The sequence below is a fragment of the Variovorax sp. YR266 genome (assembly GCF_900107295.1).
Taxonomy (GTDB): Bacteria; Pseudomonadota; Gammaproteobacteria; order Burkholderiales; family Burkholderiaceae_C; genus Variovorax.
Genome location: NZ_FNPM01000009.1, coordinates 198077 through 210406, shown reverse-complemented (window position 1 = coordinate 210406; position 12330 = coordinate 198077). Strand labels below are relative to the sequence as shown.

Below are 12330 nucleotides of genomic sequence, written 5' to 3'. Positions count from 1 at the left end.
TTTTCAGCCCTGAACCTTTGGTTGGTGGCAGCCTGGTCCAGGCTCACCCGCGGTCCCCGCCGCCCAGCGCGCGGCGTTCGCGCTCCACCAGCCTGTCGTAGAAGCCGCCGCCCGGCGCCACGAACCAGACGACGGCGCCGTGGATCAGCAGGCCCAGCCCCCAGCCCATGAGCGGGTACATCGCCCAGGTGCGGCCGTTTGCAGCCGAGATCGTGACGAGGCCGAGGTTGACCACCACGTAGACGAAGGCGTGGATGTACCAGCCCATCTTGGCGCCGGCGCGGCGGCGTGCGAGGCGCTCGACGTCGGAGCGGGAAGAGTTCGAGGCAAGAGAGGTCATGACAGCTCCTTGTATTGGACAGGAATGAAATCGGAAGAGGCGGGCTGCGGCGACTGTGGCGGCGGTGCCGCCTGCAATGCCGCGCGCTGCCGCAGTTCCTCGGTGGTGTCGCCAGGCCCGTCGGGCTTCCAGCCCGGCGGCTTCACGAGGTAGCCGACGAAGGCGCGCACCGAGCGGGCCGAGGCCAGGTCGCGCAACAGCGCGCGCCACTGGCTGAACTCGATCTCGAAGAGGTTGTGCGAAGTAATCGGGTTCACCAGCCCGTAGCGGCAGGGAAGGTCGGCGCGCTCCGGGATGTAGGTGCCGAACAGGCGGTCGAACACGATGAGCACGCCGCCGTAGTTGCCGTCCAGGTATTCCAGGTTCGAGGCGTGGTGCACGCGGTGGGCCGAGGGCGTGTTCAGCACCCATTCGAGCGGCCCGAGGCGCGGGATCCAGGTTGCGTGAATCCAGAACTGGTACAGCAGGTTCAGCGTGAGCATCAGCAGGATCACCCGCGGCGGCATGCCCAGCAGCGGCGCCAGCATGAAGAAGGCCAGCGTGCCGGTGAGGCGGCCGGTCCAGCCGAAGCGGTAGGCGGCCGACAGGTTCAGCTGGTTCGGTGAATGGTGGATGGAGTGGGTGCACCAGAACCAGCGCACCCGGTGCGCCGCGCGGTGGTACCAGTAGTAGCAGAACTCCTGGCCGATGAAGCAGGCGGCCCAGCCGCTCCAGTGGTCCATCGGCAGGGTGAAGAGGCGGTGGTCATAGAACCAGTTCATCGCGCCGGTCCAGAAGGCCAGCGGCAGCAGCCAGCGCAACGGGTACTCGCGCACAAGAAAGTCGACCACCGAGACGCCGGCCGCCTTCCAGTCGTAGCTGCGCCAGCCGTTGCGCCAGGACAGCACGAGCGCCTCGGCAATGGAGGCGACGAGCACCACCGTGACGGAGATCTTGAGGATCAGCAAGAGCGCGTTCATGGTGGCGGGTCCTGGATGAAAGTCGTGGCCTAGGGAATCTTAGGCCGCGCGGGCCGTGGCCGACATAGCGTCAGTGCGGATGGCCAGCTTCCACAGGCGCACCGCACGGGCCGCGAAGACACCGCTGAAGGCGCCGTACAGCACCGGGATCACGAGGCCGAAGGCGGCTTGCTGGCGCACCTCGGGGTGCATGGCCAGGGCCACGCCCACCACGTACTTGGTCAGGAAGATGCCCATCATGAGCATCAGCGGCACGGGGCTGCCGGCCACGTGGAAGCGGCGTTCGGCCGCGTCGTAGCGGGTGGTGGCGGGCAGCGGGCGTTGCAGCACCAGAGCCAGCATCACCACCGCGGCAGCGGCCCAGCCCAGCAGGGCGCCGAAGGAATCGCCGAAGACGGAGACCACGCCGTAGATCGACAGGGCGCCCATGGCCACCGGCATCAGCGTGACGCGGCTCAGGCTCACTTCGTTGGTGAGCAGCTGCTTGGCACCGAGCCACAGCAGCAGGAAGAACACGGCGAACACCCACTTGGGCGTGTGAAGGATGATTTGCATCAGCATGGTGGCGCTCCGTTGGAAGTGGAAGAAATCTTGAAGAAGAAGGGCGGAAGGGAATCGATGGAGTGGACTGTGCCGGCCCCCGCCCGCCCCAGCCACCGGCTTGCGACGGAATGCATGCATGCGGCGTGAATTGCAGCCGGGCGGCGTGAATTGCGGATGCCGTGCGGGCAGCTTTACCGTCGCTTTACGGCGCAGCAAAGAGCGGGACTACCATTCCGCGCTGTACTACCCCGGTCCGCACCCCTGCATCTTTCGCACGCACCGCCCATGGAACAAGAAAAACCACCCGAGCCTCTGCCTTCCACCGTCTCGCCAACACATCCGACGGTGCGCAGACGCCGGTGGGTGGGCGGGCTGCTGACCCTGCTGCTGCTCGTGGCGCTGGGTGCCGGCGCCTGGTATCTGATCCAGCGGTCGAAGACGCCCGCGGCCGGCCCTGGTGGCGCTCCTGGCGCCGGCCGGCAGGGTGGTGGGCCCGGTGGGCCGGGCGGCCCGGGTGGGCGCGGCGGCGGGGCCTCCAGCACGGTCGGCGTTGCCACGGCCAGGCAGGCCGACATCCCGGTGCAACTCGAGGCGCTGGGCACCGTCACGCCGCTGGCCAACGTGATCGTGCAGCCGCAGGTGTCGGGCGTGCTCACGGCCGTGCTGTTCCAGGAAGGGCAGATGGTCAAGAAGGGCGACGTGCTCGCCACTATCGACCCGCAGCCGTTCCAGAACGCGCTGGGGCAGGCCAGCGGGGCGCGGCAGCGCGACGAGGCGCAGCTGGCGGCGGCGCGCGTCACGCTGCAGCGCTACCAGACCCTGCTGGGGCAGGACTCCATCGCCCGGCAAGACGTCGACACGCAGGCCGCGCTGGTCAAGCAGCTCGAAGGCACCGTAGCCATCGACCGCGCCAACGAGAACACGGCCAAGCTCAACCTGGCCTGGAGCCGCATCACCGCGCCGGTGAGCGGGCGCATCGGCCTGCGGCCGGTGGACGGGGGCAACTACATCTCCACCGGCACCACCAACGGCATTGCGACCATCACGCAGATCGCGCCCATCGACGTCGAATTCGCCATTCCGCAAGACCGCGTGCCCGAAGTGCAGGAGCGCCTCGCCCAGGGCGCCAAGCTCGACGCCACCGCCTTCGACCGCACGCGCACGCGCCAGCTTGCGAACGGAGCCTTCTCCACGCTCGACAACCTGGTCGACACCGCCACCGGCACCGTCAAGGCCAAGGCCCGATTCGCCAATGCCGACAGCGCGCTGTTCCCGAACCAGTTCGTCAACCTGCGGCTGCTGCTGCGCACCGTGGCCAGTGCGGTGGTGGTGCCGGTCACGGCGCTGCGCCACGGCCCCAACGGCGACTACGTGTATGTGCTGAACGACGACAGCACGGTGTCGCAGCGCCCGGTGACGCGTGGCGAATCGAGCGTGGACAACGTCGCGATCATGTCGGGCCTGAAGGCCGGCGAGCAGGTCGTGACCGAAGGCGGCGACCGGCTGAAGGACGGCGCGCGCGTGCAGACCCAGGTCGAACGCCCGGCCGGTGCGGCGTCGGCGCCCGCGAGCGGTTCGCGCCGTGGACAACACCGTCAAGGCGGCGCGGCGGCACCGAAGGGCGGCGCATCAGGTGCGTCAGGTGCATCGGGCCCGGCTGCTGCCGCTCCCGCAGCGGAACCCGCAACACCCGCCAAGCTCCCGACCGCCGAGCAGCGCCAGCGCATGCTCGACGCCGCCAAGGACGACCCGCAGCAACTGGAGCGCCGCAAGCGCTTCCTCGAAGCACTGGACCGTGGCGACCCGGCGGCACTGGAGCGCTGGCAGCGCATGTCCGAAGGCGGTGGCGAAGGTGGCCAGGGCGGGCGTCGCCCATGAGCGGTCGCAGCTGCAGCCGTAGCGCGGAGGCCGTCCGGTGAACCCGTCACGTCCGTTCATCCTGCGGCCGGTGGCGACCTCGCTGCTGATGGTCGCCATCGTGCTGGCCGGCCTGGTGGCGTTCCGCTTCCTGCCGCTGTCGGCATTGCCGCAGGTCGACTACCCGACCATCCAGGTGCAGACGCTCTACCCCGGGGGCAGCCCCGAGGTCATGAGCAACACCGTCACCGCGCCGCTGGAACGCCAGTTCGGCCAGATGTCGGGGCTCGACCGCATGAGCTCGACCAGCGCCGCGGGCGTGTCGATCATCACGCTGCAGTTCTCGCTGGGCCAGACGCTCGACGTGGCCGAGCAGGAAGTGCAGGCCGCCATCAACGCCGGCGGCTCGCTGCTGCCGGCCGACCTGCCGGCGCCGCCTGTGTACGCCAAGGTCAATCCGGCCGACGCGCCGGTGCTCACGCTTTCGATCACGTCCGACACGCTGCCGCTCACCGAGGTGCAGAACCTCGTCAACACCCGGCTCGCGCAGAAGATCAGCCAGGTCTCGGGCGTGGGGCTGGTCTCGCTCAGCGGCGGGCAGCGCCCGGCGGTGCGCATCCAGGCCAACACGCAGGCCCTCGCTGCCAACGGCATCGGGCTCGACACACTGCGCACGGCCATCTCGGCAGCCAACTCCAACGGCGCCAAGGGCAGCTTCGACGGCCCCAAGCGCGCCTACACCATCAACTCGAATGACCAGCTGCTCACGGTCGACGACTACAAGAACCTCATCGTCACGTACAAGAACGGCGCGCCGATCCGCATGGTCGACGTGGCGCAGGTGGTCAACAGCGCCGAGAACAACCAGCTGAGCGCCTGGGCCGGCAACAAGGCCGACGGCACCAACAAGCTGTCGCCCGCGATCATCATGAACGTGCAGCGCCAGCCCGGCGCCAACGTGATCGCCACCGTCGATGCCATCAAGAAGCAGTTGCCCGAGCTGCAGACCGGCTTGCCCGCCGGACTGAAGATCGAGGTGCTCAGCGATCGCACGGCCGGCATCCGCGCGTCGGTCCAGCACGTCGAGATGGAACTGGTGCTGGCCGTGGTGCTGGTGGTGCTGGTGATCTTCGCCTTCCTGGGCAGCCTGCGCGCCACCGTCATCGCAAGCATTGCGGTGCCCATCTCGCTCATCGGCACCTTCGGGCTGATGTACCTGCTGGGCTACAGCCTGAACAACCTGAGCCTGATGGCGCTGACCATTGCCACCGGCTTCGTGGTGGACGACGCGATCGTGATGATCGAGAACATCGCGCGCTACATCGAAGAGGGCGAAAAACCGCTGCAGGCCGCGTTCAAGGGCGCGACGCAGATCGGCTTCACCATCATCTCGCTGACCGTGTCGCTCATCGCGGTGCTGATTCCGCTGCTCTTCATGGGTGACGTGGTGGGCCGCCTGTTCCGTGAGTTCGCGGTGACGCTGGCCATCACCATCCTGATCTCGGCCGTGGTGTCGCTCACGCTGGTGCCGATGATGTCGGCGCGCTGGCTCAAGCACGAAGAAAAGAAAGACCCGGCCGGCCATGGCTTCGGCGCGCGCGCGCAGCGTTTCTTCAGCGGCGTGATGGAGCGTTACGACCGCTCGCTGCACTGGGTGATCGAGCACCAGCCGCTCACGCTGCTGGTCGCGCTGCTGACCATGGTGCTGACGGTGGTGCTGTACCTCACGATCCCGAAGGGCCTGTTCCCCACGCAGGACACCGGCCAGCTGCAGGCCCGCGTGCAGGCCGCGCAGGACGTGTCCTTCGACCGCATGTCGCAGCTGCAGTTGCAGGCGGCGCAGGCCATTCTCGATGACCCCGAGGTCGAGAACCTCAGCTCCTTCGTTGGTGTGGACGCGGCCAACAACACCATGCTGCACACCGGCAGCATGCTCATCAACCTGACGAAGAGCCGCGGCAACCAGCAGGACGTGATGGACAGGCTGCGCGAGCGCGTGCGGCAGGTGGCCGGCGTCACGCTGTACCTGCAGCCCACGCAAGACCTGACCATCGACGCCGAGACCGGCCCGACCGAGTACCGCGTGTCGCTGGAGGGCGTGGACAGCGCCGCGATCACCGAGTGGATGAAGAAGCTCGTGGCGAAGCTGCAGACATCGGACAAGGTGCGCAACGTGAGCAGCGATGCCGGCGCGCAGGGTCTGGCGGCGTTCGTCAACGTGAACCGCGACACCGCGGCGCGGCTGTCGATCACGGCGAGCACGGTGGACGATGCGCTGTACAGCGCGTTCGGCCAGCGCATCGTGTCGACGATCTTCACCGAGACAAACCAGTACCGGGTGATTCTCGAAGCGCGTCCCGGCATGGTGAATACGCCGCAGACGCTGGGGCAGCTGAGCCTGATCGCCGGCTCCGGCACCGCGACGCCGCTGTCCGCGATTGCGGACATCACCGAGCAGCAGGCGCCGCTGCAGATCACGCATGTGGCGCAGTACCCGGCGAGCACGCTGAACTTCGATACGGCGCCCGGGGTTTCGCTTGGGTCTTCGGTCGATGCGATCAGGGCGGCTGCGAAGGAGATCGGGCTGCCCAGCAGCGTGACGATGACCTTCCTGGGGGCTTCAGGGGCGTACGAGAAGTCGCTGTCTAACCAGTTGTGGCTGATTCTGGCGGCGGTGGTTTGCGTGTACATCGTGCTGGGGGTGCTGTACGAGAGCTACGTGCATCCGCTGACTATCTTGTCTACGCTGCCTTCTGCCGGGGTCGGGGCCTTGCTGGCCTTGATGATCACCGGCAACGACCTGGGGGTGATCGGGATCATCGGGATCATTCTGCTGATCGGCATCGTGAAGAAGAACGCGATCATGATGATCGACTTCGCTATCGATGCTGAGCGGACGCAGGGTAAGTCTCCTCGGGAGGCTATTCATCAGGCTGCTTTGTTGCGGTTTCGGCCTATCTTGATGACTACGCTGGCTGCCTTGTTTGCGGCCGTTCCCCTGATGCTGAGCTTCGGCGAAGGCGCTGAATTGCGGCGTCCGTTGGGGTTGGCGATTTTTGGGGGGTTGATCGTTAGTCAGCTGCTTACCCTGTTCACTACGCCTGTTATCTATCTGGCGTTTGATCGGTTGGGTGGGGGGAGTTCTCGGCGGGCTGCGGTTGAGGAGGAAGCGGTTTGAGCCGGTTTTTCTCTTGCTGCTTGTTTGCTTTCCGGGGCCGGGTCTCGCCCCGGCGGGCGACCTACTTTTCTTTGCTTCGCCAAAGAAAAGTAGGCAAAAGAAAGGCGACCCTACTGTCTGCGTCCCTTCGCTTCGCTACGGGCAACCTGCGGTGCTCGACTCCGGAGGGGGTCCGCAGAACTCGCTCCACTGCGTTGCGCTCAAACAGCTGCGGCCCTGATCCCTCCTACGTCTGCGCTCCTCGGCGCAGCCAGAAGGGATTGGGGAACCGGGCGGGCCATCGCTGCGCTCGGCGCGGTGCGGCTGCAGGCGCTGCGCGCCTGCAGCCGCATGGGGGCCGAGCGAAGCAAAGGCCCGTGTTGTCTCCACCTCCCCTCTGGCTGCGCCGAGGAGCGGAGCGTTTCGCGGATCAGGGCCGCAGCTGTTTGAGCGAAGCGAGTTCTGCGGACCCCGCGAAACGCGAGCACCGCAGGTTGCCCCGTAGCGCAGCGAAGGGGGCGCAGACAGTGGGGTCGCCTTTTCTTTGGCTACTTTCTTTTGGCGAAGCAAAAGAAAGTAGCTCGCTCGCCGGGGCGAGACCCGGCCTCCGCCCTCCGCAAGGAGAGCCGCGATGAATCTCTCATTGCCTTTCGTCCGCCGCCCCATAGGCACAGTCCTCCTGACCATCGGAATAGCACTGGCAGGCATAGCCGCATTCTTCGTCCTCCCAGTCTCGCCACTACCCCAGGTCGACTATCCAGTCATCTCAGTACGCGCATCGATCCCAGGTGCAAGCCCTGAAACGATGGCAACCAGCGTAGCAACCCCGCTGGAGCGCCACCTGGGCACCATCGCAGGCGTCAACGAAATGACGTCCACCAGCTCGGTAGGCTCCGCCCGCGTCACCCTGCAATTCGACCTGAGCCGCAACATCGACGGCGCAGCCAGAGAAGTGCAGGCCGCCATCAACGCCAGCCGCGTCGACCTGCCCGCCACACTGAGAAGCAACCCGACCTACCGCAAGGCCAACCCCGCCGCCTCGCCGGTCATCATCCTGGCCCTCACGTCCAAGACCAAGACCCCGGGCCAGATCTACGACGCCGTCTCGAACATCGTCAGCCAGCGCCTGTCCCAGGTAGATGGCGTGGGCGACGTGGAAATCGGCGGCGGCTCGCTCCCGGCCGTGCGCATCGAACTGCTGCCGTTCGCGCTCAGCCGCTACGGCATCAGCACCGAAGACGTGCGCGCCGCCATCCAGGCCTCCAACGCCAACCGCCCCAAGGGCATGGTCCAGGGCGAGGGCCGCAAGCTGCAGATCTACACGCAGACACCGGCCCTGCGCGCCAGCGACTACGCGCCGATGGTCATCGCCTGGCGCAACGGCGCGGCCGTGCGCCTGCAGGACGTGGCCGAGGTGGTCGATGGCGTGGAAGACACGCGCACGCTCGGCCTGTTCAACGGCGAGCCCGCGATCATCGTGCTGATCACGCGGCAGCCCTCGGCCAACATCATCGAGACCGTCGACAGCGTGCGCGCGCTGCTGCCCGAGCTGCAGGCTCAGCTGCCGCCCGACGTCACGCTGCAGGTGGCGTCGGACAGCACCAACTCCATCCGCGGCTCGCTGCGCGAGGTCGAGCTCACGCTGGTCATCTCCGTCATCCTGGTGGTGCTGGTGGTCAGCCTGTTCCTGCGCAGCGTGCGCGCGACCATCGTGCCTGCGGTGGCCACGGTGGCGGCGCTGCTGGGCACTTTCGGGGTCATGTACCTGCTGGGCTTCAGCCTGAACAACCTGAGCCTGATGGCGCTCACGGTGGCCACCGGCTTCGTGGTGGACGACGCGATCGTGGTGCTCGAAAACACCAGCCGGCACATCGAGTCGGGCATGACGCGCATGAAGGCGGCGCTGCTGGGCGCCAAGGAAGTGGGCTTCACCGTGCTGTCGATCAGCGTGTCGCTGGTGGCGGTGTTCATTCCGCTGCTGTTCATGGGCGGACAGGTGGGCCGGCTGTTCCGCGAGTTCGCGGTGACGCTGTCGGCGGCGGTGATGATCTCGCTCGTCATCTCGCTGACCACCACGCCCATGATGTGCGCGTGGCTCCTCAAGCCCGGTGGCGAGCATGACAAGAGCAAGCCGCAGGGCCGCTTCGGTCGCATGGCTGCGAGTAGCTACGACTGGGTGCTCAAGCGCTACGAGACCAGCCTCGACTGGGCGCTCGACAGCAAGGCGTTGGTCATGCTGATCCTGGTGGCGGTGGTCGGGCTCAATGTGTATCTCTTCAGCGCCGCACCCAAGGGCTTCTTCCCGCAGCAGGACAGCGGGCAGCTCAACGGCGGCCTGCGCGCCGACCAGAGCATTTCGTCGCAGGCGCTGGCCGCCAAGCTGCGGCAGGTGGTCGACATCATCCGCAAGGACGAGGCGGTCGACACCGTGGTCGGCTTTACCGGCGCGGGCCGGGCAGGGGGCGGCTTCATGTTCGTCAACCTGAAGCCGGCCAACCAGCGCAAGGACAGCGGCCTGGCCGTGATCGCGCGGCTGCGGCCACAGCTCAACGAAGTGACCGGCCTGCGCGTGTTCCTGGGTACGGTGCAGGACGTGCGCTCGGGCGGCCGCGCCAGCAATTCCACCTACCAGTACACGCTCAAGAGCGATTCCCTCGCCGATCTGCGCACCTGGGCCCTGAAGCTGTCTGACGAGCTGAAGATGCAGCCGGTGCTGACCGACATCGACACCGACCAGGACGAGAACGGCGTGGAGACGGTGGCCAAGGTCGACCCCGACAGCGCGCGCCGGCTGGGCCTTACGTCCACAGCCGTCGACAACGCGCTCTACAACGCCTTCGGGCAGCGGCAGGTGGCGACCATCTACACCGAGCTGAACCAGTACCACGTGGTGATGGAGTGGGCGCCGCGCTACTCGCGCAGTCCCAATGCCTTGAGCGACGTGTACGTGCCGGCCACGAAGACAACGGTGGTGGCGGGGCAGACCGTGACCACGCAGGTGGCGGCGAGCACCACGACGTCGACGAGTTCAAGTTCGTCGTCCTCGAGCACGGCCAGCAGCAGCACCTCCGTGCCGGTGTCGGCCAACGCGGGCCTGCGCAGCGCATCGACCGGCAACGTGCTGAGCAACACGGCCACTGCGCTCGTGCCGCTGTCGGCGGTGGCGAAGTTCGAAGAGCAATCCGTCGCCACCTCGGTGAGCCATGAAGATGGCGAACTGGCGACCACCATCTCGTTCAACCTCGCCGAAGGCGCGAACCTCGGCGATGCGCGCGAGGCCATTGCCAAGGCCGAGGCCAACATCGCGATGCCCACCAACGTGCGCGGCGCCTTCGCCGGCACGGCGGCCAGCGCGCAGCAGTCGCAGGGCCAGCAGGCCATCTTGATCCTGGCCGCGCTGATCGTGATCTACATCGTGCTGGGCATCCTGTACGAGAGCCTGGTGCATCCGATCACCGTGCTGTCGACGCTGCCGTCGGCTGGCGTGGGCGCGGTGCTGGCGCTGCTGATGTTCCGCATGGAGTTCTCGATCATTGCGCTGATCGGCGTGTTCCTGCTGATCGGCATCGTGAAGAAGAATGCCATCCTGATCATCGACTTCGCGCTGGAGGCCGAGCGCTCGCGCGGGCTCTCGCCGCTGGAGGCGGTGCGCGAGGCCTGCCTGCTGCGCTTCCGCCCGATCCTGATGACCACGCTGGCGGCCGCACTGGGCGCGCTGCCGCTGGCCATCGGCTTCGGGGAGGGTGCCGAGCTGCGCCGGCCGCTGGGCGTGGCCATCATCGGCGGGCTGATCGCCAGCCAGCTGCTGACCCTGCTGACGACGCCGGTCGTCTATCTGCTGCTCGACAAATTGCGCCGCCGCGGCAAGAACGAACACGAACTGAGCCGGGTCGCGCCAGCTTGAGAACAACACCGCCATGAACGCACTGCTTTCCTTTTCCTCCTTCCGCGCGAGCCGCTTCCCGCTCTCGGCGCTCGCTCTGGCTGCTGTGCTCGCCGGCTGCTCCGTCGGCCCGCGCTACGAGCAGCCCACCACCGCAGCTTCCGTCAACTGGAAGGAGCAGAAGACCGCCGAAGGCTGGCTGCCCGCCGCGCCGGCCGATGCGCTCGACCGCGGCGAATGGTGGAAGCTGTTCGGCGACGCCACGCTCGACGAACTGGCCGGCCGCGTGCAGGTGTCGAACCAGAACATCGCTGCGGCGGTGGCCAACTATTCGCAGGCCCAGGCGCTGGTGCGCGGCGAGCGGGCGGCGCTGTTCCCGTCGGTGTCGCTCGATGGCAGCGGCAAGCGCTCGGGCACGGTGGGCGGCAGCAGCACGTCGAGTCCGTCGAATGCCTTCTCGGCCACGCTGGGCGCCAGCTGGACGCCCGACGTGTGGGGCCGCTTGCGCGAAGCCGTGAGCAGCGCGCAGGCCAATGCACAGGCGAGCGAGGCCGACTTGGCCGCGGCGCGCCTGTCGGCCATCGGCGACCTGGCCACCAACTACTTTTCGCTGCGCGAGGCCGACACGGAGATCGTGCTGCTCGACGAAACCATCCAGGGCTACCAGCGCGCCTTCGAGATCACGAGCAACCGCTATCAGGCCGGCATTGCCGCGCAGACCGATGTGCTGCAGGCGCAGACGCAACTCGTCAACGCCAAGGCCGAACGCGTGGGCCTGCAGCGCACGCGCGCCACCTACGAGCACGCGATTGCCGCGTTGCTGGGCGTGGCACCAGCCGACTTCAGCCTGCCGGCCGCGCAATGGACGCCCGTGGTGCCTGGCGTGCCGCTCGGCGTGCCCTCGACGCTGCTGCAGCGCCGGCCCGACATCGCGGCCGCCGAGCGGACCGTGGCGGCGGCCAATTCGCAGATCGGCATTGCGCGCGCAGCCTACTTTCCGAACATCGGCCTCACTGCCTCGGTCGGCAGCAGCGCCAGCCGCGTGAAGGACCTGTTCAGCTCGGCCAACTCGCTGTGGTCGCTGGGCTTCTCGGTGGCGCAGGTGGTGTTCGACGCGGGCGCCATCGCGGCCAACGTCGATTCGGCCAAGGCCTCCTACGAGTCGAGCGTGGCGCGCTATCGGCAGACCGTGCTCACGGCTTTCCAGGCCGTGGAAGACCAGCTCACCGCGAGCGCGACGCTCGCCGAGCAGGAGGGCTTCCGTCGCGAAGCCTCGGCTGCGGCAGACAAGACCGAGCAGCAGTTGCTGAACCGCTATCGCGCCGCGCAGGTGAGCTACACCGACGTGGTTACCGCACAGGCCGCCGCGCTGAGCGCGCGGCGCACGCTTGTGCAGTTGCAGGTCAGTCGCCAGACCACGGCCATCGCGCTGATCCAGGCGATGGGCGGGGGCTGGCAGGCTGGGTGGATGGGCGATGGCAACAACGCCAAAGCGGACGCGGCAGCACCGCAACCCGCCGCTTCGCGCACGCAGTAAGCGGCTGATCGATATGAAGGATGGGCACTGGGCCCATCCTCAGGCCCGGCGCTC

7 protein-coding genes are annotated in these 12330 nt (G+C 67.5%); 4 read left to right on the top strand and 3 right to left on the bottom strand.

Going from position 1 to position 12330, the window contains the following annotated elements:
* Nucleotides 1-43 precede the first annotated feature (43 nt).
* From BLW48_RS23530 to BLW48_RS23520, 3 genes are read right to left on the bottom strand one after another with little or no spacing between them, the layout of a single operon-like run.
* Nucleotides 44-340, bottom strand: coding sequence for a 2TM domain-containing protein (locus BLW48_RS23530; protein WP_093177773.1), 297 nt, complete (start codon nucleotides 338-340; stop codon nucleotides 44-46).
* On the bottom strand, nucleotides 337-1299 hold the full coding sequence (locus BLW48_RS23525) for a sterol desaturase family protein (RefSeq protein ID WP_093177771.1): 963 nt from the start codon (nucleotides 1297-1299) through the stop codon (nucleotides 337-339). The genes BLW48_RS23530 and BLW48_RS23525 overlap by 4 nt, the downstream gene beginning before the upstream one ends.
* Before the next feature lie 39 nt (nucleotides 1300-1338).
* Nucleotides 1339-1860 (bottom strand): DUF6622 family protein, encoded by a 522-nt coding sequence (locus BLW48_RS23520; RefSeq protein WP_093059199.1) that lies wholly within the window; start codon nucleotides 1858-1860, stop codon nucleotides 1339-1341.
* A 267-nt stretch (nucleotides 1861-2127) separates the two neighbouring features.
* On the opposite strand from BLW48_RS23520, the gene BLW48_RS23515 reads away from it, so the two are divergent.
* The 4 genes from BLW48_RS23515 to BLW48_RS23495 all read left to right on the top strand — a co-directional run bounded on the left by BLW48_RS23515 (nucleotide 2128) and on the right by BLW48_RS23495 (nucleotide 12276).
* Nucleotides 2128-3720 (top strand): efflux RND transporter periplasmic adaptor subunit, encoded by a 1593-nt coding sequence (locus BLW48_RS23515; protein ID WP_093177769.1) that lies wholly within the window; start codon nucleotides 2128-2130, stop codon nucleotides 3718-3720.
* 37 nt (nucleotides 3721-3757) lie between these two features.
* Entirely contained in the window at nucleotides 3758-6877 is a 3120-nt protein-coding gene (locus tag BLW48_RS23510; RefSeq protein WP_093078705.1) for an efflux RND transporter permease subunit, read from the top strand.
* Nucleotides 6878-7487: 610 nt separating this feature from the next.
* Nucleotides 7488-10760, top strand: coding sequence for an efflux RND transporter permease subunit (locus tag BLW48_RS23500; protein ID WP_093177768.1), 3273 nt, complete (start codon nucleotides 7488-7490; stop codon nucleotides 10758-10760).
* A 13-nt stretch (nucleotides 10761-10773) separates the two neighbouring features.
* Nucleotides 10774-12276, top strand: coding sequence for an efflux transporter outer membrane subunit (locus tag BLW48_RS23495; protein WP_093082355.1), 1503 nt, complete (start codon nucleotides 10774-10776; stop codon nucleotides 12274-12276).
* Nucleotides 12277-12330: the final 54 nt, after the last annotated feature.